Source organism: Pacificimonas sp. ICDLI1SI03 (genome assembly GCF_054740865.1).
In genome coordinates, this window is the sequence record NZ_JBSQAU010000002.1 from 411,960 (window position 1) to 433,295 (window position 21,336).

Genomic DNA, 21,336 nt, shown 5'->3' on the forward strand with positions numbered 1-21,336 from the left:
TGTTGTGTCATAGCAAGCGATCCAGTCCCGCCTTCGCCTTGATCCGGGCTTCGAAATCGCCCTGAGCAACCGGTATCCCGCCTGTCAGTCCAAGCGTAGCGCTTTCGAGAGTCGTGTATACTTCGTCCACGATCTTGAGCTGAAACCGGCCCGAGGCAGGGTCTTCCACAAAGTCGGCGATAAACCACGCGATGTCGGCGTTGGAAAGATGCTTCGTGTGCTCCATTTCCCCCATCGAGTGGAAGAACGCCCAGTCGACGACGATTGCCATTTTCTTGCCCCACCGCCTGAGCGTCGGGATCTTGGTCAGCAGCTGAGGCATCAGTCGTTTCACCCCGCTGCTGCGGTAATCAGGCCGCCTGCCCAGGACCGGCATTGCCAGTTTTCCTTGGCGTTTCGCGATATCGTCGAATTCGACTGACATCTTCTTTCCGGAAAAATAGACCGCCTGGACCTCGACAGCCACCCAATCCAGCAAGGTCTGGCGATCGCCGTCCAGCTTAAGCAGGACCATGTCGATACGCCCAACATCCTTGCCCTCTTCGCTATCCAGGCTGCCGGTGGATTCGAGAAACCCAACTTCGCCGACTTTGACTGGGTCTGAGGTACCCAGAAGGCTCTTGCCGATTTCTGCAAATGCGATGTGATCTTCATGAAATCGCCAGGGGCAAAGCGATCTTATCTTCCCCTGGTCGCCCTCCACGGGTTCGACTTGGGCGCCGGTGTCCTGATAAAGACGAATTGAACACACCCCGCCTTTCTTGGTGCAGACAGGGTGGTCTCGCCCAGCCTTGAACGGGCATGGCAGCTCGTTCTCATGCTGCCTCGAGAGCTTCTCGCGCAGCACATCGAGGCGTTTCGCTTCGCTCGCCGTCAGCGAGGTAGCGGCATGCTTTTGTTCGAGTGCGGCGAGACGGTCGAGCTCGACTTTTGTCATCGCCGAACCACCCACCACATGCGCGGCATGTGCGACGCGTGCGGCATCCGCGAGCTTGTGAAATGGATCGCCATACCATTCTGCGATATGGAATTTTCTTTCGGCCATGGACGTCCCGGTAAATCTGCTTTGCCCTATGTGCAGCTTTGAACGTCGCCCGACAATTCATGTTGCATTGTATTCCCCGCCAATTCTGTACTTGCTCGCCTTTGCGTCGCGACTTCCAGGGAGCGACTATCGGTTTCGGAATCGCGCAAGGCGCATCTTTCTGGACCGCGATCCTTGGCGTCCGACTCCTCTACAGATCGGCTGCCAGCGCCGTATTCTTTCAATGCTACGCTAGCCTACGCTTCGCGCAATTGCCTGTTGCCTGAAAGCATTTTGATGTCCTTTTGATCTGCCTCGCGAGTGCAGCCGGTGGTCGGTTGCCGCAAGACGAGGCAGCTCATGAGCGTTATTCCGATCCGGTCCGAGGCATTCTCACGCGGTGCGCGCATGCTGCGCACGGCGCTTGGCTGCGAGATCGCACGCTGGCTCGAAGAGCCTGCGGTGATCGAAGTGATGCTCAATCCCGATGGCCGTTTGTGGGTCGACCGGCTGGGCGAAGGCCTTGCCGCGACCGACTGCCTGATGAGCGCCGCCGATGGAGAGCGGATCATCCGGCTCGTTGCCCATCATGTCGGCGCCGAGGTGCATGCCGGAGCGCCGCGCGTCTCGGCGGAGCTTCCCGATGGCGGCGAGCGCTTTGAAGGTCTTCTTCCGCCCGTGGTCGCTGCGCCGAGCTTTGCCATTCGCAAGCCTGCCGTCGCTGTCTTCACGCTTGCCGACTATGTCTCAGCCGGGGTCATGGATGCATGGCAGGCCGAGGCGCTTGGTGCTGCGGTTGCGGAGCGAAAGAACATCCTGGTCGCGGGCGGCACGTCGACCGGCAAGACGACGCTTACCAATGCTTTGCTCGCCGAGGTCTCATCGAGCCCCGACCGGGTTGTCCTGATCGAGGATACGCGCGAACTGCAATGTGCCGCGCCCAATCTCGTCTCGCTGCGAACCAAGGATGGCGTTGCAACTCTGTCCGATCTGGTCCGCTCCGCGCTGCGTCTGCGCCCCGATCGAATTCCCATCGGTGAAGTGCGCGGTGCAGAAGCGCTCGATCTGCTCAAGGCCTGGGGGACCGGCCATCCCGGCGGGATCGGTACAATCCATGCAGGCTCTGCGCTCGGCACGCTGCGGCGGCTCGAACAGCTCATTCAGGAAAGCGTGGTGACTGTACCGCGCGCGCTCATCGCCGAGACCATCGACGTTATCGCTGTGCTGGTTCGTGATGGTGCCGGTCGGCGGCTCGCCGAACTGGCCGAGGTCCGCGCGCTCGATGCTTCGGGCGAATACGTCCTCGTCCCTCTTCCCCGTACACAAGGAGACCCTTCGTGATGATTATTCTGTCGCGGGCGCGATCGCGCCTTTCCGCTATCGCTCTTGCCGGTGTTGTCGCACTTACGCTTGCCGCGCCGGCCCATGCCGCCGGCTCGTCGATGCCATGGGAAGCACCGCTGCAGGCGATCCTGGAATCCATCCAGGGTCCGGTCGCCAAGATCGTTGCAGTGATCATCATCATCGCGACCGGCCTCGCTCTCGCTTTCGGCGATACATCGGGCGGCTTCCGGCGCCTGGTGCAGATTGTCTTCGGCCTGTCGATTGCCTTTGCAGCTTCCTCGTTTTTCCTCTCCTTCTTTTCGTTCGGCGGCGGAGCGCTCGTCTGATGGTCGCCGGTTCAACTGGATTGCCGCCAGGCTTCGCCGTTCCCGTCCACCGGGCGCTGACCGAGCATATCCTGCTGGGCGGTGCGCCGCGCGGGCTCGCGATTGCCAATGCGACACTGGCGGGAGCCATCGGGCTTGGTCTGCAATTGTGGATCGCAGGGATAGCCTTCCTCGCGCTTGGCCATATGGCCGCGATGTGGGCGGCGCGGCGCGACCCGCAATTCGTGGATGTCGCCCGGCGGCACTTGCGTTTCCCCGCGCATCTGCAGGTCTGAGCCATGCTGAGCCTGCGCGAATATAGAAACAAGGCCGAACGGCTGACAGACTTTCTGCCCTGGGCGGCCCTGATCGCTTCTGGCGTGGTGCTCAACAAGGATGGCAGTTTTCAGCGCACCGCGCGCTTCCGGGGGCCTGATCTCGATAGCGCGACGCCTGCTGAGCTGGTTGCAACGACCGCGCGGCTCAACAGTGTGCTGCGCCGCCTTGGCTCGGGCTGGGCGCTCTTCGCGGAGGCGGTGCGCCGACCTGCGCAGGACTATCCTGCATGCGATTTTCCCGATCCTGCTTCTGCGCTGGTCGAGCGCGAACGCGCGGCCCAGTTTGCCGAAGAAGGCGCGCATTTCGAAAGCCGCTATTTTCTGACGCTGCTCTGGATGCCGCCTGCCGAGGATGCCGCGCGCGCCGAAAGCTGGATGTATGAAGGCAAGGCCCAGAAAGGCGTCGATCCCCGCGAACTGCTCGATGGCTTCATCGACCGCACCGACCGTTTGTTGCGCTTGTTCGAAGGCTTCTTTCCAGAAGTCCAATGGCTCGATGATGGAGCAACGCTGACATACCTTCACAGCTGCGTCTCCACGCGCAAGCAGCAGGTTCGCGTTCCCGAAACGCCGATGCATCTCGATGCGCTGCTCGCCGATGAACCGCTCTGCGGAGGGCTCGAACCGCGGCTTGGCGCAGCGCATCTGCGCACGCTGACCGTAGTTGGATTTCCAAGCGCGACATTTCCGGGACTGCTCGATGACCTCAACGCGCAGGGCTTCGCCTATCGCTGGTCGACCCGCGCGATCATGCTCGACAAGAGCGATGCGACCAAACTGCTCGGCAAAATCAGGCGGCAATGGTTCGCCAAGCGCAAGTCGGTCGCCGCGATCCTCAAGGAGGTGATGACCAATGAGGCCTCGGTGCTTGTCGACAACGATGCAGCCAACAAGGCCGAAGATGCCGATGCGGCGCTGCAGGAACTGGGGTCGGACCATGTCGGGCTGGCATTGGTCACGGCAACCGTCACTGTCTGGGATAAAGACGCGTCACTTGCAGCCGAAAAGCTGCGGCTCGCCGAAAAAGTCATCCAGGGCCGCGACTTTACCTGTGTGACGGAAGGCATGAACGCGATCGAAGCCTGGCTTGGCTCGCTGCCGGGCCATGTCTACGCCAATGTTCGTCAGCCGCCGATCTCGACGCTTAACCTCGCGCACATGCTGCCGCTTTCGGCAGTCTGGGCAGGGCCGGAGCGCGATGAGCATTTCGATGCGCCGCCGCTGTTCTACGCGCAGACCGAAGGCTCCACCCCGTTTCGTTTCTCGCTTCATGTCGGCGATGTCGGTCACAGCCTGGTGGTCGGCCCAACCGGGGCCGGCAAGTCTGTCCTGCTGGCCTTCATGGCCATGCAGTTTCGCCGCTATGCCGGCGCGCAGATATTCGCCTTCGACTACGGCGGGTCGATCCGCGCTGCAGCGCTTGCCTGCCGCGGCGATTGGCAGGATCTCGGTTCAAGCCTTTCGCAGGACAGCGACAATGGCGTCCTCCTGCAGCCGCTTGCGCGCATCGACGAACCAGCCGAACGAAACTTGGCCGCCGAATGGCTGCAGGCTATCCTTACCTCGGAAGGTGTCGCGGTCGATCCGGCCACCAAGGATCACCTGTGGACCGCATTGACGTCGCTCGCCACAGCGCCTGTTGCAGAGCGAACGCTTACCGGCCTTGCGGTTCTGCTCCAGTCACAGGCTTTGAAGCAGGCGCTCGCGCCCTATTGCATCGGCGGCCCGTTCGGACGTCTGCTCGATGCCGAAAGCGAACGACTAGGTGAAGCGCGCTTCCAGGCGTTCGAGACAGAAGGCCTGACCGGCTCGGCGGCAGCGCCTGCGGTCCTTTCCTATCTCTTCCACCGAATCGAAGGACGGCTCGACGGATCGCCTACCCTCCTTATCATCGATGAGGGCTGGCTGGTGCTCGACAGCCCTGCCTTCGCTGCGCAACTGCGCGAATGGCTCAAGACGCTGCGCAAGAAGAATGCGAGCGTGGTTTTCGCGACCCAGAGCCTCGCCGATATCGAAACATCGGCGATTGCGCCCGCCATTATCGAGAGCTGCCCGACCCGCATCTTCCTGCCCAATGAGCGCGCGATGGAGCCGCAGATACAGGCGATCTATCGCCGCTTCGGGCTCAATGACCGGCAGATCGAAATCCTTAGCCAGGCCGCGCCCAAGCGCGACTATTATTGCCAGTCGGCACGCGGCAATCGCCTGTTCGAACTCGGGCTTGGAGAGGTGGCCCTCGCTTTCACGGCTGCCTCTTCGAAAAGCGATCAGCTCGCCATTGCCCGGATTGCCGAAAACGAAAGGCGCGCAGGTTTTACCGAAGCCTGGCTGAGGCATCGCGGCCTCGACTGGGCCGCAGAGTTGCTCGCTATTCCCGAGCCGAATTCGGCTTTTTCAACCCTCCAGAAAGAAGGAGACTTCCAATGATCTTTCATAAGAATTTGAACGGACTGGCTACCGGCCTTGCGCTTGCTGTCGCCGGCGTGGTTGCCACAGCACCGATGCCTGCCCAGGCGCAGTTCGGCGGTATCGTTTACGACCCGTCCAACTATGCCCAGAATGTGCTCACTGCAGCGCGGACGCTTGAGCAGATCAACAATGAAATCCGCATGCTGCAGAACCAGGCGACTTCGCTCATCAATGAAGCCAGGAACCTGCAGAGCCTGCCGCTCAATATCGTCCAGCCCCTGCAGCAGCAAATCCAGCAGACCCAGCAATTGCTGCAGCAGGCCCAGCGCATCGCTTATGATGTACGCGAGATCGAGACGACGTTTGAAACGCAATACAAGAACATCCCGCTCGGTGCTTCGCAGCAGGCCATGGTGACAAGCGCCGAGGCGCGCTGGCAAAACAGCGTCGCCGCTTTTGAGGATGCCCTGAAGGTTCAAGCAGGCGCAGTTGCCAATATCGAAGGCTCGCGCGAAGCGGTGAGTAGCCTGCTGGGCGCGAGCCAGTCGGCTGCTGGTGCCTTGCAAGCTGCGCAGGCCGGGAACCAGCTGCTTGCACTGCAAACACGCCAGCTCGCCGATCTTACCGCGACCATGGCGGCCATGGGACGAGCGCAGGCACTCGACGCTGCCGAACGTGCGGCGGCGAAGGCTCAGGCGCGCGAGCAGTTACGGCGCTTTCTGGCGACGCGCCCGCGCGATCTTCCGGCCAAATCGGACTGACCCGCCATGGATAGCAAAGTCCTCGCGCGCACCGGTGCAGCCGTTTTTGTAGGCCTCGCTGTCGCCATGACGCTCGTGCAATTGCGCGAGGAGCCTGCAGTGCGTCCCGAGGCTGCCACGAGGATCTGGGAGCCTGACGGCGATCCGCTGCCTGCGCAGCTCAGGGCCTGCGCGCAAATGGGCGAGCTCGCGCTGTCCTCGCCCGATTGCCGTGCGGCCTGGGCCGAAAAGCGCCGCCGTTTCTTCGGGGTTGAGCACCCCGACGCTTACGCCGCGGTAGGTGATAAGCCCGTGACGAGCGCTCCTGCGCCTCGATCTCCTGACCCTCAATCGATCGGGGAGAATTGAGATGGGAGGCACCGGCGTCGTCGACCGTTTTCTGGCGATTTTCTCGCAATATATCGACAGCGGGTTCGGCCTGCTTTCGGGCGAAGTCGCCTTCATCGCAACGACGCTGATCGTCATCGATGTCACGCTCGCGGCGCTGTTCTGGAGCTGGGGCGAGAATGACGACATTATCGCGCGCCTCGTCAAGAAGACGCTCTTCGTCGGCATTTTCGCGTATATCATCGGAAATTGGAGCGCGCTGGCCAATATCATATTTCAAAGCTTTGCCGGACTTGGCCTCAAGGCCAGCGGATCTGGCCTTGGCGCAGGCGATCTGCTGCGGCCGGGACGGGTCGCGCAGGTCGGTATCGATGCTGCCGCGCCTCTTCTTGCGTCGATGGCCGATCTGCTCGGCTATATAAGCTTCTTCGAGAACTTCCTGCAGATCATCATCCTGCTGGTGGCCTGGGCCTTGGTGGTCATCGCCTTCTTCATTCTGTCGATCCAGCTCTTCGTGACGCTCATCGAATTCAAGCTGACGACGCTTGCAGGCTTCGTGCTCATCCCTTTCGGCCTGTTCGGCAAGACCGCTTTCATGGCCGAGCGCGTGCTTGGGAATGTCGTCTCTTCAGGCATCAAGGTGCTCGTGCTCGCCGTCATCATCGGGATCGGCTCGACGCTTTTCGCCGAGTTTACCAGTGCCATTCCGGGCGAGCCGACCATTGAAGATGCGCTGGCGATCGTGCTCGCCAGTCTTACCCTGCTCGGGCTCGGCATATTCGGTCCCGGTATTGCCAACGGCATCGTCGCAGGCGGCCCGCAGCTCGGCGCAGGGGCCGCGGCAGGCACCGCTGTGCTGGCCGGCGGGGCAGCCGTCGGCGGCATTGCCGGCGCCAAGCTTGCGGGCGGCGCTGTAGCGAGCGCCGCGTCCTCGGTTGCCAGTGGCGCATCGCGTGCTGCTGGAGGCGCGACCATGGCCTATGCGACAGGTTCGGCAGGCAAGACTGGCGGTGCAGCCGTCGCAGGCGGCATGGCCGGTGTCGGACGCGCCGCAGGCGGGGCTGCCCTCTCGCCTCTGCGCAAGGCGGCGGATAGCGCCAAAGGAAATTTCCGCCAAGGAGCGCGTGCAGCAGCCAGCAATATGGGTGGCCGGGTCGCCTCCTCGCCGCCGTCTTCGCCAGCGTCCAAAAACGGCCCGCCGAACTGGGCGAAATCCATGAAGCAGCGACAGTCCCTGGGACATTCAGCGTCGCTTGCCGCGCACACCGTTCGCTCTGGCGACGGGCACGGCGCAGGTGCTTCCATCGACACACAAGAAAAGGACTGACGGTTCATGTTTAAACGCCCTTCGATCCGATACGGCAAGACACCGCAAGCCGAGACACCGTACCAGCGCGCGGCCCAGGTTTGGGATGAGCGCATCGGTTCGGCGCGCATTCAGGCGAGAAGCTGGCGCTATGCCTTTTTCGGTGCACTTGGGCTGTCGGCAATCCTGACTGGCGGTCTCGTCTGGCAGAACGCGCGGGGAACCATCGTTCCCTGGGTGGTCGAGGTGAACAAGCTCGGCGAAGCGCGCAGCGTTGCGCCCGCCAATGCCGCATTCGACCCAAGCGATCCGCAGATTGCGTTTCATCTTGCCCGGTTTATCGAAAACGTGCGCGCCATTCCTGACGATCCGATCGTGGTGCGCGAGAACTGGCTGTCTGCCTATGATTTCGCCAGCGACAAGGGTGCGCTTGCGCTCAACGACTATGCGAGGGCCAGCGATCCGTTCGCCGCGATCGGCCGCGAACAGGTTGCGGTCGATGTCACAAGCGTCATCCGCGCTTCGCCAAGGAGCTTCCGCGTTGCCTGGATCGAGCGCCGCTACCGTGACGGCTCGCTCGCCGAGACGAGCCGCTGGACCGCGATTCTGGGCATCGCCGTCCAGCCACCCACCAACGCGGATGCGCTTCGCACAAACCCGCTCGGAATATTCGTCACTTCCATCAACTGGTCAAAGGAGCTCGGCTGATGTCCCGCTCGCATACAACACCCACAATCGGCTTTTTCGGCCTTGTCTCGCTCGCTCTCGCCTCGCCTGCCGCAGCGACACCGGCCCCGCAAGCGGCGGCGTCAATCGACGCATTGGGCGCGCTCGCAGGGGCTTTCCCGGCCCTGCAAGACAACATCGGAATTCCTCACCTTTTCAGTTCGCGGCAGGCCTCCCCCACTGCCGCGCGCCGCTCCCCTGGCTCTGGCCCTGCCCCTGACCCCCAAAGCCAAGTGGGAGCGGCGAACGATGCCGCACGGGTCGAGCCCGACGATGTCGGATTCGACAATGCGATCCAGCGTTATCCCTATAGCGAGGGCGCGCTGTTTCAGATCTATACCAAGCCGGGCCAGGTGACCGATATCGCATTGCAGGAAGGCGAAAAGCTCGTCGGTCCCGGACCGGTTGCCGCCGGCGATACGGTGCGCTGGATGATCGGCGATACGCTGAGCGGGACGGGCGAGGCGGCGCGCGTCCACATCCTCGTGAAACCCACCCGGCCCGATATTGCGACCAATCTCGTGATCAACACCGATCGGCGAACCTATCATGTCGAACTGCGGGCCAACCCCAGTGTCTATATGGCGTCGGTCAGCTGGAGCTATCCGGCAGACGAGTTGATCGCTCTTCGCCGGGCCGAAGAAGACGCAGCGCGCGCCGCGCCGGTTGCGCGCGGTTTTGCGGTCGAGAATCTCAATTTCGACTACGGGATTTCGGGCGATAGGCCCGACTGGCGGCCAGTGCGGATATTCGATGACGGGCAGCGCACCCTGATCGAGTTTCCGCCCGATATTGCGCAAGGCGAGATGCCGCCGTTCTTCGTTATCGGCGAGGATAAGCAGGCGGAACTGGTCAATTACCGCGTTTCGGGCCGCTACCTGATTGTAGACCGCCTGTTCGAGAAGGCCGAACTGCGGCTCGGCGCCAAGCGCAGGCAGGTTCGGGTCAAAATCACCAATCGAGCGTGGGGCCGGTCATGAACAGTGAAGCCAAACCGGACCGGCCTAGTGATGCTGAATCCATCGTTCGCTTGCGCGGAGAGGGACCGCGCGTCGTTCGCCTCTCGCGCAAAGCCATCGGCATCGCCAGCGCCGCCGCGCTGACGCTGGTCGGCGGCGCCATGATTTACGCCCTGCAACCGGTCTCGGAGGCAGGGCCTGATGAGCTTATTGGAACCGAAACAGTGGCGGTCGCCGACGGTCTTGCTTCGGGCCCGAGCGACTATTCGCAGGTGCCGCGTCTCGGCCCGCCGCTTCCTGGCGATCTCGGCGAGCCCATCCTCAACGCTCAGGATCGCGGAGCTGTCGCTGCGCTTCCACCAGTCGGAGCGCAGCCCGCGCCGCCGCAAACGCAGAGTATAAGCCCCGCAGAGGCAGCGCGCCAGCGCATCGAGCAGGAGCGCGAAGTAGGCCGTGCCAGCGCGCTGTTCTTTGCGGGCGCTACGGCGGTTTCAACCACCGATGCATCGCCAACAGTCAGTTCTAACGCATCGAAGCCTGTGACCGCGACCGAGGCCGTGAGATCTGCGCCCGCTTTCCTCGACCGCCCGGTCGATCGGCGCATCTCTGCATTGCAGCAGGTTGCCGCCGCGCCGACCGATGCGGTGCTTCAGGCGGGTTCAGTCATTCCTGCCGCACTTATCACTGGCGTCCGGTCAGACCAGCCCGGCCTTGTGACTGCGCAAGTCACGCAAAATGTCTATGACAGCCTCACAGGGCGGATTCTGCTCATTCCCCAAGGCGCGCGCCTGATCGGCGATTATGCGTCCGATGTCGGCTTCGGGCAGCGCCGCGTGCTGCTGGCATGGAATCGTCTGATCCTGCCTGACGGTCGCTCGCTGGTTCTCGAACGGCAACCTGCGGCCGATCCCTCAGGCTATGCCGGACTGGAAGACGGTGTCGACTATCATTGGGGCGGCGTGTTCAAGGCGGCGCTGGTTTCGACTCTGCTAGGCATCGGCGGCGAGCTTGGTTCGGGAAGCGACAGCGATCTGCTGCGTGCCGTGCGCCGGGGAGGTCAGGACAGCGTCAACCAGGCCGGCGAGCAGGTCGTCTCTCGCGAACTTGCCATCCGTCCGACATTGACGATCCGGCCCGGTTACCCGGTGCGCGTGCTGGTCACGCGCGACATTATCCTGGACAGCCGCTCATGACCCGGCTGAAGCTATCCGACATCGAGGATCAAAAATCAGTCAAGCTGACCGTCGAGATACCGGTCCGGCTGCATCGCAAACTGGCCGAATATGCACGCGTGATAAATGGCGGAACAGTGGAGGGCGCACCAGACCCCGCCGTCCTCGTAGCGCCGATGCTGGAGCGGTTCATCGCGAGCGACAGAGACTTCGCGCGATTGCGAAGGCGAGCCGCCGCCAAACCAGACCAGTAGAGGATCGAGTACCCGGCTTTGTCACGCTAAACATCTATCGTTTCGCATGAATTGCTCGTCTACGTAACTTTACGGTCCCTTTGCATCAGTCGTGTTTCAGCGTAATACTGGAGCGGGAATGCAAGTTCCTGGCGACCGGGCGCCGATACAGATGTCCAGGCGAAACGCTAAAAGTATCGATACACTCGCCAACGGGTGTTTCCATCTCCCGGTCGCATCTTCGACCCAAGCGGCATTTATAATTTCATTATAAGTTGGCCTGAATTTCCTCACGCGATCACTCTCTTCTCGCGACAATTGAGTCGCGATACCAACCACAGGAGTGAATCATGAAGGATTTTGACCATACCCAAGATGAGGTCATTGACCTCGGAAAGGCCTCGGTTGAGACCAAGGGCAACGCCCTGTTCGACATTGATGTGAGCAGCGGCCGGTTGTCCTACGCGACCGGCCTCGCCGAAGACTGAGCCTCGCGGGGGCGCGCGTTCTTCCAGGACCGCGCCCCTTCGCTGCAATCCTACTAACGTGACCGAGTTCAGCACCAGCGATATCGCATGGGCCGAGTGCAGCGGCAGGTTCGTTTTTCTCGATATTGCGCAAGATCGCTACTTTCAGCTTCCGACGCCGCGAGAGAGAGCTTTTCGCGCCCAGCTTGACGGGCAAGCCTGGTATCAACCACGCGCTTTCCCGCGCCCACCTGAATGGGCCAAACCGCGTATTGTTTCGCCGGAGATCCACGAGGGCCCCTTCCGGCTTGCCCGCGTTTCTGCGGCAATCTGGACCCAGCGCCGGGTTGAGCGCCGAATTGCCGCGCGTTCTTTCTGCGAAGTCCTGCTGGAGCTGAAAAGCCTGAAAGGTCCGCTGGTGACCAGTGATACAAGTGACACGGAGCGGGCTATTGAGCTACGCGCCTTTGAACACGCCCGGCTCCTGCGCAGTGCAGCAGATCGCTGTTTGCCGCGCTCGATTGCGCTAGCGCTGCGGCTGGCCCGGCGCGGCATCCACGCCCATATCGTTATAGGCGTCAGAAGCGATCCATTCGGCGCCCATTGCTGGGTCCAGCACGGCGAGGCCGTGCTCAACGACACTGCCGAGGAAGTGCTGCGCTACACGCCGATACTGGTTGTATGACCACACTGCGCTTTGCACTCGCATTGCCGCGCCAGAAATCAGCGGCGTCTGCTCGGCTGCAGAACACGCTGAGCCTGCAGGATCTGTGCGGCGATCTCCCGCGGCTCTGGATAGCGAAAGGCACGAATGTTGCCGATCTTGGCTCTGCTGGATGTGTGATCGGCACCCTCTTCGCCGGAGCCACGTCGCAGCGTGTTTATCAGCTGCCGGAGATGGGCACGCACTCCGCTGAAACGCTCGCCGCCGACCTCGCCGCAAACTTCTGGGGTGCCTACCTGGCGATCATACCCGATCGTGATCGCTGCGATTTGGCCGTGATGCCGGATCCTTCCGGACTGGTCCCGATCTACCGACTGGTGACGACGACCCACGTGCTGCTCACCTCTGATCCGAAACTTCTCGAGCAGGCCTGCGCAAAGAGAATGAGTATATCATGGGGTTCTCTGGGCAGTTTTTTGACGCGTGCCGAATTGCGCAGGAGACAAACCTGTCTGACCGGTGTCGACGAGCTACGGCCAGGTGCCTTGACTTATCCGGCGGCTTGCGATCCCGAAGAATTCCCAGTCTGGCGCGCGCAGCAGTTCCTGCCGGGCAGACTATCGCTCTCCTATGATGAAGCGAGAGCGCAGCTTCGTGACGCGGCGATCCGTGTCATGGGTGCGTGGGCAGAAGAGCTTGGACCCGTGTCAGTGGCGGTGTCGGGCGGCGTCGACTCTTCCCTCGTCTGCGCCGCGCTTTCGCGGGCGCAAAAGCCGTTTTCCTGCGTCACGCTCGCGACGGCTGACAGAAGCGGCGACGAGCGGGACTATGCTCGCCTTCTGGCGGAGCACCTCGGTGCAGAATATGCCGAACGGATTTACGATCCTGCGCGTTTCGATCCCCAGGTCAGCGCCTCGGCCGGTCTTCCGCGTCCGAGCCGCAGATCGTTTTTGTCGACCATCGACGCGCTGCTCGCCGATGCCGCAGATAACCTCGGAGCGCAGATCGTCTTCGATGGCAATGCTGGCGACAATCTGCTCTGCTTTCTTCATTCAGCAGCGCCGGTCGTCGACCGCTTGCGGGTCGAAGGACCCGGACGCGGCGCGGTCGAAACCCTGCTCGACATGTGCCGCGTTACCGGCTGCGATTTGCCTACTATGGTCAAGGCGACTCTAAAGCGTTTGGTGCGCCGCCCACGCGGCGAATGGCCTTGCGACCGGCGCCTGCTTGCCGATCATCTCGCATTGGATGAGGCGTTGGACCCCGTAACAAACTGGCTCGATATCGATGTGGGGCGCCATGGGGGGAAACACGATCATCTAGCCCTGATCATGCGTGCCCAGCACCATGTTCACGGGCTTGGCGTCGGGCCTGAACGCTTCTCACCACTGATGAGCCAGCCTTTGCTCGAATTGTGCCTGGGCATCCCCACATGGCTGTGGGCCAGAGGCGGTCGCAACCGTGCGCTCGCGCGCGATGCATTTGCCGCCGACCTTCCGCCAAGCCTGTTGGCACGCACCTCCAAATCGGGACCGGACAGCTTCATTCGCCTCGCGTTTCACCACCATCGAAGCGCCCTTCGCGAACTGTTGCTCGATGGTCTGATCGACCAGAATGGATTGCTCGACCGCGCAAGTGTCGAAGCGGCATTTGAACTCGACACGTCGCTCGATGGGTCGACCATTTACCGGCTTCTCGATCTGGCCGAGGCCGAAAACTGGGCCCGGTCATGGCATTGAGGATTGACCCTCGAAACATTGCAACTCTTCGGGGGAGGGGGCGCCTTCCATCGCGCTCCACCGCCGGTATTGCTGCGCTCGTGCCGGATCGCAGTTGATGCGACTCATCAGCCAGAATTCGAACCATTCGGTCGATCGCTCGTAGATCGCCTGCCGGTGGGCGGGCTGCCATTTCACATGCGTTTCGTTCTCCAGCACGTAAAGTTCGATGGCCCGCCCGCGATGCGAATAGGTTTCTATTACATCGAGGCCGCCTTCATATTCGCTATCGCCAGTCTGGATGAGGATCGGCACATCCACCGTGTCGACATTGAGGATGAGAGACATGGGTCTCCAGAATTCTTCGGTACCGGGTTCGAAATGGCGGTAGCCCATCGCGCGAACGAAATCTGTAAACCGGGGTCCGGCTGCCGTCGGATAGGAATACATATCTTCGCAACATGACCCCATAGAGGCCACTTGGAACAAGTCCGAGTTGATAAGAGCCCACTGCACTGTTGATCCGCCGTCGCTGAATCCGCTGATGCCCATCCTCCCGGCATCGACCGCGCCTGTCTCAATGGCGAGCTCGAGCGCGATCTCCAGCGACGACTGCACTCTGCGGCGGTCGATCCAGTCGGCGCGGTTGGCGCGGACAAGCTCCTCCTCACTCGTTGCGGTGAGCGATGCAGCCGAGAAGGTCGGGCGATCAAAACTGAGCACAGCAAAGCCGCGGTTCGCCAGCGGGTGGATCGGCACTTCGTCGCCGGTCCCGCCGCGCAGGAACCCGTCGCTGGTGTATTGCACGACCACCAAAGGGTGTTGCTGCCCGGGTCTGTGATCGGGCGGCAGAACAAGATCAGCGAAGCTTTCCGAACCATATGCATTGCGAAACCGGAGCCGCTGCACGGTTCCGAAAACTGCGTTCGCCAGGTCTGGGTTGGGATCGTAGACCACCCGCTCGGCGCCCGTTCGGATATCGATTGCGACAATGCGCCGGGGCCTCGCAGCCCCTTCGCGCGCGCAGATCAGTTCGTTTGCAAAAGGGCCGCACCCGATCAGAACGTCAACGGTTGTCAGCAGCGAATGGGGCTGGCCCTCCTCCATATCCCAGCGCAGGATCGCCATCTGGCTGTTCGCCCAGCCCGTTCCCTGAAGGGCAAGCAATGTCCGGCCTTCGGCTGCCCACCACAGATGGCGGATACCTTCGCACGCCTCCGCATCGCAGGAGATCCGGCTGCCGCCGGGCCGCATCACTGCGATGCGCGACCGACTTATCAGCCGGTCGGGATGTTTGGGCTCAAGCCACGCTGCATATCCGTCCGGCCCTGCGGCATATTCGCGTGCTTGCGCAGGCAGAGTGGCAGGCCGGTGGGCAGCGAGAAGCTCGGCCTCGCTGGCTGTCGCCGGACGGACGCTGCCATCGCCGAGGGCCACGAAGGCATATTCCGGGGCAATCTCACCAGTCGGGATCGGGCGGTCGGCAAATTGCGGGGAGAAGCGATCGTCAAACAGGAAGCCTCGCGCAGCCTCTTGCGCAATCGCTTCTGCCTGCTGGCGAATCCCCGGACGTGTTTGCACGATGAGGCCATTGCCGTCAGCCGTCCAGGCAAAGCGGTCGACATCGTCGGGCATGGCCGTTGCCCGATGCGTTGGATTTCCGCCTGCTGGATCGGCAATCCATACCTGCGTCGAACCATCGATGCGCTTGAGATAGCCGATGCGCGTCCCATCCGGAGACCAGCGGGGCGCATTGGGCCTGTCCCAGCCACCCATGATCGCCGGAAAATCGCGGAGCGGAAAGTCATCCCGGATAAACTCACCGCCTCTGTCGATTTCGGTTTCAGTCTCGCTTCCATCCATCGCGGTCACCACGAGCCTCAGGCAATACGCATTGGCTTGCGGGTTTGCGCGCTTCACAACAAAAGCGATCCGTTCGCCATCGGGTGAGATTTCGAACGCCGAAGGCGCGCCGGTCGGAGCTGCCCTGCCAATGTCCGCAATCCGGACCTGGTCGTCGAGCGTGAATGCCGATCTTTGCGCTTGCGCGCTGCTCGGCGTTTCATCGAACAAAGCACACGGGTCCTGGTCGCCAGGATCGATATATGTCGTCGGCACGATCGTCTGCGAAAGAGCGGCGGCAAGCAGTATGATTGTCACCAGTGCCTCCGGATGCCGAAGGTGACGAACCGCCCGATCGGCGAATAATTGGTTGAATCATAGGGTGTGTCCGTCGGCCCGGTCTGGCCGAGCGTTTCGGGTTCTTCGTCGAACAGGTTCTGGATCGTGAGCGAGATTTCGAGGCCTGGTTCGCGGCCCTCACCGCGAACAATTTCATAGCTCAGGCCGAGATCGACCGTGGCGCTGGGCGAAAGGCGGCGCTCTTCCTCGAAGCGGCGGTCGCGCAGCGCGCCGATATAGTTGGCGGCGATATTGGCCGCGAACCCGCCAGACTGATAGCGCGCCGTGCCCCGCGCACGGTAGCGTGGTGGATTGAAAACCGTTCCGGCTAGCTGAACCTCGGGCAGATCGGGCGTGACCTGTTGCTGGCTATCGAGGAAGCTGCCCGAGAGATCGAAGGAAAGTGACTGTTCGTCGCCCAGGTTCTGGTTCCAGGCGATCCTCGCATCCACGCCTTCGATGGCCCAAACCGCAACGTTTCTGTTCCGGTTGTCGACAAAGGCGGCAACATTGGCGGGATCGTAGGGGGAGCCCGAGAAGTTTTCGAGACCGAATAGCGATCCAGCAATGAGCTCGGATAAAGTTGTCGGATCGGGAGAGAAATCGATCAGGTTTGCAAACCCCGGGTCGCGGAAAGCAGCCGCAATCGAGCCCGCAATCGGTCGCACCACCCGGTCTTGATAGCGAATGTCGTACCAAGTGGCCGAAATCGTCAGTTCGGGAATGGCGACCGGCTGCAGCTCCACACCGGCGGTCCAGCTGCGCGCGCGTTCCGATGTCACGTCCGGATTGCCGCCGCTTGTGAAAAACACCGTGTCGGACCCCGCTCCGGCGCCGAATACGGCCGCTGGCAGCAGAATGGTCTGATAGGGTATGAAACGCTGAAAGAGGGTCGGAGCCTTGAACGAGCGCGCCCAGCTGCCGCGCAACGTCAGCCCTTCGACCGGTGCGTAGCTCAAACCAAAGCGCGGCGTCGTCTGTTGATCGAGGCCTGGATAATCTTCGTGACGCGCCGCCGCCGAAAGGGTCAGCTCGGCGACTCCATCGATTGCATTACGCGGCGAAACGACCGGCAGGAAGAGTTCGCCATAGGCGAAACGCGCGCGCTGCGTCTTGTCGAAAGCGATCAGTAAATTTCCCGCTTCGCTGCGGCTGAAATCGAGCGTGTTGTTTCGCAGACCCGCGCCGACAGCCAGACGCGCCTCGCCTCCGGGAAGCGTGAACAGCGGACCCTCCAGACCCGCTTCGAGTGAGAAAACCTCATTGCAAAAACACCCCTCGGTCACGCTCGACGACCCGTCCTGCAGCGCGAAGGCGGTCCGGTAGTGCGTCCGGTCGCGGCCGAACACTCCCAGCACTGTTGCCTGCCAGTCTCCTGCGACGTCGAATTTCAGTGACGGGGCGAGCGTATAGGATTCCACCTCCGGATCGGCTTCCGATCGAAATGCCGATGATGCGGCCACGAGCGTTGAGCTTCGGCTTGAATAAAGCGCGTCGATACTGGCCTCGAGGCCGGGCGCGAGTTCGTGATGTGCCGAAAGCGTAACGGCATGGCGTTGCTGCGAGGGGAAGAGCGTGGTCTCCGGATCAAGCGAGCTGGCATAGGAGCGCTGGCCAGCCTCGATCGCCGAATTGTTTGCAAAATCGTAAGCGACGAAGAACCCGCCCCCGCTCCAGCGCGTGCCCGCCACTATATCGGCCTGCTGGCGGAAATTGCCGCCATCCGTGCTTGCGCCGATCTGCGCGGATGTCGTGATGCCTTCAAAATCGCGGCGAAGGATTACATTGACCACGCCCGCGACCGCATCTGAACCGTAGAGGGCCGAGGCTCCGTCCGGAACGATTTCAATCCGGTCGACCGCCGCGAGCGGGATGGATGAAATGTCGACCCCTGCAAAAGCGGAATCATAGGGTAGCCGGTGGCCGTTGAGGAGTGTCAGCGTCGCATCTGGTCCGAGACCGCGCAGATTTGCGCTTGAGGCCGAGTTTACGTTGCTGTTGGCGAACCCTGCGCCTGATCCAATACCTGGATTTTGCCCGCCGGAAAAGTTCTGCGGAAGTGTCCGGATCGCTTCGCCCAGATCGATCTGGCCCGCTTCGACGATCGCCTCGCGGTCGAGCGAAATTGTATCGCCAATGATCCGCGCGCCCCGGATCCGCGTTCCTGTAACGACGATCGCGTTGTCCCCGCTGGCGACATCCGAATGATCGTCCTGCACTTCATCGACTTCACTCTGGGGCGGCCCTGCGGATTGGGCGAGAAGCGGCGAAGAAAAGCCTGCCAGGGCGGTTCCTGCCAAGAGCGCCGTAATTGTCCGGATTGTCGATTGCATTGTCATCTCCCTGATCTGTTGCGATTATGTCGCCACAGGGAATGACGCAGGCATTCACGAGCACCTTAGTTTCAAATGAAATTAAATTTGCAAAGCCTGATCTTTGTGCGGTAAGTCTGTCGCGCGCATTCAGGCCCGATCAGCGAAAACCGTGCGAAGATGCGCGAGCGCTTTCATCATGTGATAATCGACTGTCGGCAGCGCGATGCCCAACTCTTGGTGGATCTGACGGTAGGATTTTTTCTCGAAGCGGTTCATCCTGAAGATGCCCGCCGTTTTCTCGGGCAACTGCGCCAACGCGGTCTCGAAGCGCCCGGTCGTCTCTTCCACCTCAATTCTGTCTTCCTGCTTAGCGCAGCACGGCGCATCGGTGTTTTCGACCAGTGGCACCGTCCTGATGCGGCATTTCTGTCTGCGGGCTTCATCGACCAGCAGGTTGCGAGCGATCCGGAATAGAAATCCTGCCGGGTTCCGGAGATCTGTCAGTTGCGGGCTGGTCGCAGCGCGCACGAAAACGTCCTGAACCAGATCGCGGGCTCGCTCACGACCGACGCAGCGCGAAAAATAGGCAAGCAGGCATGCGCTCTCTCGGCGGTACAGGGCGTCGAGCGGGCAGGGCGAGCTTACCCGAGCTTGCGGTGCCGGGGTTCGCAGCGCGGAGCTCGATAGTTGATGATCGTCTCGCCGGGTGTCGGCAGAAAGCTGGTTCATGCAATGGACTGGGAGGCAACCGCAATCGGCGGCTCCTCATCGCAAGCCGAGTGCGGGATCCAGTACTGTGCCGCCGTTCAGGACGTATCGACGTCCCTTGACCGGTTGGGCCGCCGGGCCTTGAGCGGACCGGCGTGCATGATGGCTGGCGGAAATATCCACGCGGTCGGCGCCAGAGTTTCAAACCGCGCGGGTCGAATGTGCCCAAGACAAAAGCAGCTTGCAAGGGGCAAGTGTCTCCATTTTCGAGGCATCATGATACCCGCCCGGCGTTGCGGTCGCGCCGATATAGGGCACTCACATGCCTAGTACTGGGGAGGGCTCCTCCACATGCTTGGAATGTCCGCTGTTATCCCGCGGCGCTAGCCATCCGAGCCGAAAGGAGGTGCTCTATGGCTCAATCATCTGCCGACGATACTGGTACAGGCGACTTCGATTTTTCGGACTTCGCGCAGGAATTCCTGCGACGCAATCCGGCGTACAAGGATCAATATGCCAGACTTCATTTGCGCGATACCGGCGACAAGAAACCATCCGCCGCGCGGCAAATAGCTCGGTCATGGGGCCTAGAATTTCCCGTTCGATCCGAGTGTTTCGGCCACAGACAGCCCGGCGATCTGGAGAAGCGATGCGAACGCAAGCGTCGTTATCGTGGCTGGCGGCGCCCGGGACCTTGCCGGAATCAGAGGCACATTGGCTGAGTGCAGGGTGATTGCCCAGCACGAGAACGATGCCGGACAGCACATGGTGGTTTCCGATACGCGAAATCGTCACCGCGTCCTGTTGGCGCGCGAGCCAACTCCCGGCATTGATGGCTATGTCGTCCCCGACGATGCCGATCTTGGTGTCCGCGTAGCAGCTCTCAGTGAATTCCACCGGTCGAAAGAATGCGCGGCGACAAAGGCGCACCATCGACTCCTCAAGCCATCTGCTTACAAACGCTACAGACTGAGCATCCTGCTCGCCATTCTCGATCTGCTCGAAGACGCCTCACCCAAGCAGGTGACATTGCAAGAGCTCGCCAAGGCGCTGATCTATCCAGGCCTCAAAGCGGGCCGCGCGATCGACTGGAAAACATCATCGCATCGCCGGCAGACACAGCGCCTCGTCGCCGAAGCGCATCGCATGGCGGCTGAGGGTTATCGTGAATTGCTCAATCCCTCACGGGGCAAGCGTTGTGCGAATTAACTGGCGTCGAAATCGTATTCGCCCGGCTGGCCTACCAGTCACAGGCCAGACGAATATCAGGCCTACGTCCTTGCAAAGTCATCCCAAATTCGCTGAAGTCGTTATGCCTCTCCTTGTGGCGCGATCTGCATCTCGCGACCGACGCCGCAAGGAACCCGACCTTCGGGGGCGCAACTGCAGCAGCCGGAACCGGTGCAATGGAAGCGCCGGGACTGGCCACCAGCAGGCGATCGGACGGCGGCGTGTTGGATAGCGCCCTGCCGATCGGACGGGCAGGGCTATGCAGGCTTATTTCGCGGAGGAATTCGCATCCGAACTGGTCAATGTCCAGTCAGACGAGGAACTCGACCAGGCGCTGAAGCAAGTCTGTCGGCGGCTTGGCTTCGACCACTTCGCCTTGAGCCTCGAGCTGCGTTCAGGATCGTGCGAGGCTCCCGGTTTGCTCCTGCATGATTATCCCGACGAATGGGCCAAGGTGTATGTCGGGTTCGATCTGGCCGGACAGGATCCGGTCCGGCGAGCCTGCGACAAGTCGTTTGTCGGCTTTGCGTGGGGCTCACTGGGCGAACTGATCCCGCTAACTCGCGGTGATCGCCAGATGCTGGCGGTGGGGCGCGAATGCGGAATCGGTGATGGCTACACTGTCCCGCGACATTTGCCCGGTCTTGCGCGCGGAACGTGTACATTTGCGGTCTGCCCCGACCGAGACCTGCCACACAGTCGCTTTGCGGTCGCAGAAATGGTCGGTACGCTCGCACTGAGCTGTGCACTGGGACTGGGCTCAGCTCAATCCGACGAATCCGTGCCTGTCCTGAGCGACCGGCAGCGCGAATGTCTTCTGTGGGTCGCACGAGGCAAGACCTCAGCCGAGACGGCCATGATCCTTGGGATTGCGACCGAAACAGTAATCCAGCATCTCAAAATGGCGCGAGAACGCTATCAGGTTCACTGTAAGCAATCTTTGATCGTTTCGGCGCTGTTCGATGGTCTGATCGGGTTTTCCGATATCATCCGATGGCGCGATGCGGGATGATTGGCGAAACAGAAGCTCTAAGGCCGGAACCGCTCGGAGGCCGTCAATTGCTGACCATCAAGCTCGATGGAAAGTGAATATTCTACGCCCCAAACCATGCAAGCAGCTAACGTCTTCACCAGAAGCCGACGATCAAC

General features: G+C 61.6%; 21 protein-coding genes. 17 read left to right on the plus strand and 4 right to left on the minus strand.

The window, feature by feature from the left end; translation table 11 throughout:
• Positions 1 to 7: 7 nt before the first annotated feature.
• Entirely contained in the window at positions 8 to 1,045 is a 1,038-nt protein-coding gene (locus tag ACSMXM_RS13940) for a NotI family restriction endonuclease (protein WP_460316951.1), read from the minus strand.
• A 339-nt stretch (positions 1,046 to 1,384) separates the two neighbouring features.
• On the opposite strand from ACSMXM_RS13940, the gene trbB reads away from it, so the two are divergent.
• The 14 genes from trbB to ACSMXM_RS14010 all read left to right on the plus strand — a co-directional run bounded on the left by trbB (position 1,385) and on the right by ACSMXM_RS14010 (position 13,774).
• Positions 1,385 to 2,365, plus strand: a complete 981-nt coding sequence (gene trbB, locus ACSMXM_RS13945) for a P-type conjugative transfer ATPase TrbB (RefSeq protein ID WP_460316952.1) — start codon at positions 1,385 to 1,387, stop codon at positions 2,363 to 2,365.
• Complete coding sequence (locus ACSMXM_RS13950; protein WP_442969035.1) at positions 2,365 to 2,694, plus strand: TrbC/VirB2 family type IV secretion system protein; 330 nt, start codon at positions 2,365 to 2,367, stop codon at positions 2,692 to 2,694. The genes trbB and ACSMXM_RS13950 overlap by 1 nt, the downstream gene beginning before the upstream one ends.
• Positions 2,694 to 2,969, plus strand: a complete 276-nt coding sequence (locus tag ACSMXM_RS13955; RefSeq protein WP_460316954.1) for a VirB3 family type IV secretion system protein — start codon at positions 2,694 to 2,696, stop codon at positions 2,967 to 2,969. Before ACSMXM_RS13950 ends, ACSMXM_RS13955 begins: the two co-directional genes overlap by 1 nt.
• 3 nt (positions 2,970 to 2,972) lie before the next feature.
• Entirely contained in the window at positions 2,973 to 5,438 is a 2,466-nt protein-coding gene (gene trbE, locus ACSMXM_RS13960) for a conjugal transfer protein TrbE (protein ID WP_460316956.1), read from the plus strand.
• Entirely contained in the window at positions 5,435 to 6,181 is a 747-nt protein-coding gene (gene trbJ, locus ACSMXM_RS13965) for a P-type conjugative transfer protein TrbJ (RefSeq protein ID WP_460316957.1), read from the plus strand. Before trbE ends, trbJ begins: the two co-directional genes overlap by 4 nt.
• 6 nt (positions 6,182 to 6,187) lie before the next feature.
• Positions 6,188 to 6,529 carry a putative entry exclusion protein TrbK-alt gene (gene trbK-alt, locus ACSMXM_RS13970; protein WP_460316958.1) on the plus strand — a complete coding sequence of 114 codons (342 nt, stop codon included), beginning with the start codon at positions 6,188 to 6,190 and terminating at the stop codon, positions 6,527 to 6,529.
• A gap of 1 nt (position 6,530) precedes the next feature.
• Complete coding sequence (trbL, locus tag ACSMXM_RS13975; protein ID WP_460316960.1) at positions 6,531 to 7,835, plus strand: P-type conjugative transfer protein TrbL; 1,305 nt, start codon at positions 6,531 to 6,533, stop codon at positions 7,833 to 7,835.
• A gap of 6 nt (positions 7,836 to 7,841) precedes the next feature.
• Complete coding sequence (gene trbF / locus ACSMXM_RS13980; protein ID WP_460316962.1) at positions 7,842 to 8,522, plus strand: conjugal transfer protein TrbF; 681 nt, start codon at positions 7,842 to 7,844, stop codon at positions 8,520 to 8,522.
• Positions 8,522 to 9,520 carry a P-type conjugative transfer protein TrbG gene (trbG, locus tag ACSMXM_RS13985; protein WP_460316964.1) on the plus strand — a complete coding sequence of 333 codons (999 nt, stop codon included), beginning with the start codon at positions 8,522 to 8,524 and terminating at the stop codon, positions 9,518 to 9,520. Before trbF ends, trbG begins: the two co-directional genes overlap by 1 nt.
• Positions 9,517 to 10,692, plus strand: coding sequence for a TrbI/VirB10 family protein (locus tag ACSMXM_RS13990; RefSeq protein ID WP_460316966.1), 1,176 nt, complete (start codon positions 9,517 to 9,519; stop codon positions 10,690 to 10,692). Before trbG ends, ACSMXM_RS13990 begins: the two co-directional genes overlap by 4 nt.
• Entirely contained in the window at positions 10,689 to 10,925 is a 237-nt protein-coding gene (locus tag ACSMXM_RS13995; RefSeq protein WP_460316967.1) for a DUF2274 domain-containing protein, read from the plus strand. The genes ACSMXM_RS13990 and ACSMXM_RS13995 overlap by 4 nt, the downstream gene beginning before the upstream one ends.
• A gap of 329 nt (positions 10,926 to 11,254) precedes the next feature.
• Positions 11,255 to 11,392 (plus strand): benenodin family lasso peptide, encoded by a 138-nt coding sequence (locus ACSMXM_RS14000; RefSeq protein WP_460316968.1) that lies wholly within the window; start codon positions 11,255 to 11,257, stop codon positions 11,390 to 11,392.
• A 58-nt stretch (positions 11,393 to 11,450) separates the two neighbouring features.
• A complete protein-coding gene (locus ACSMXM_RS14005) occupies positions 11,451 to 12,056 on the plus strand; it encodes a lasso peptide biosynthesis B2 protein (RefSeq protein WP_460316970.1) in 606 nt (201 codons plus the stop codon).
• The gene (locus tag ACSMXM_RS14010) at positions 12,053 to 13,774 is read left to right on the plus strand and encodes an asparagine synthase-related protein (RefSeq protein WP_460316972.1); all 1,722 of its coding nucleotides are present in this window, start codon (positions 12,053 to 12,055) and stop codon (positions 13,772 to 13,774) included. Before ACSMXM_RS14005 ends, ACSMXM_RS14010 begins: the two co-directional genes overlap by 4 nt.
• On the opposite strand, the gene ACSMXM_RS14015 is transcribed toward ACSMXM_RS14010, so the two are convergent.
• The 3 genes from ACSMXM_RS14015 to ACSMXM_RS14025 form a co-directional block, all read right to left on the minus strand.
• Positions 13,763 to 15,913, minus strand: coding sequence for an Atxe2 family lasso peptide isopeptidase (locus ACSMXM_RS14015; RefSeq protein WP_460316974.1), 2,151 nt, complete (start codon positions 15,911 to 15,913; stop codon positions 13,763 to 13,765). The two genes, ACSMXM_RS14010 and ACSMXM_RS14015, sit on opposite strands and share 12 nt — an antisense overlap.
• Positions 15,910 to 18,267 (minus strand): TonB-dependent receptor plug domain-containing protein, encoded by a 2,358-nt coding sequence (locus ACSMXM_RS14020; RefSeq protein ID WP_460316976.1) that lies wholly within the window; start codon positions 18,265 to 18,267, stop codon positions 15,910 to 15,912. Before ACSMXM_RS14020 ends, ACSMXM_RS14015 begins: the two co-directional genes overlap by 4 nt.
• A 129-nt stretch (positions 18,268 to 18,396) precedes the next feature.
• Positions 18,397 to 18,978 (minus strand): RNA polymerase sigma factor, encoded by a 582-nt coding sequence (locus ACSMXM_RS14025; protein WP_460316978.1) that lies wholly within the window; start codon positions 18,976 to 18,978, stop codon positions 18,397 to 18,399.
• 392 nt (positions 18,979 to 19,370) lie between these two features.
• Here ACSMXM_RS14025 and ACSMXM_RS14030 point away from each other — a divergent pair, with 392 nt between their 5' ends.
• From ACSMXM_RS14030 to ACSMXM_RS14040, 3 genes are all read left to right on the plus strand, one after another.
• Complete coding sequence (locus tag ACSMXM_RS14030) at positions 19,371 to 19,679, plus strand: transcriptional regulator domain-containing protein (protein WP_460316980.1); 309 nt, start codon at positions 19,371 to 19,373, stop codon at positions 19,677 to 19,679.
• Positions 19,630 to 20,166 carry a DNA -binding domain-containing protein gene (locus ACSMXM_RS14035; RefSeq protein WP_460316981.1) on the plus strand — a complete coding sequence of 179 codons (537 nt, stop codon included), beginning with the start codon at positions 19,630 to 19,632 and terminating at the stop codon, positions 20,164 to 20,166. The genes ACSMXM_RS14030 and ACSMXM_RS14035 overlap by 50 nt, the downstream gene beginning before the upstream one ends.
• Before the next feature lie 280 nt (positions 20,167 to 20,446).
• Positions 20,447 to 21,199 carry a LuxR family transcriptional regulator gene (locus ACSMXM_RS14040; protein ID WP_050601707.1) on the plus strand — a complete coding sequence of 251 codons (753 nt, stop codon included), beginning with the start codon at positions 20,447 to 20,449 and terminating at the stop codon, positions 21,197 to 21,199.
• The last annotated feature ends 137 nt before the right edge of the window (positions 21,200 to 21,336 follow it).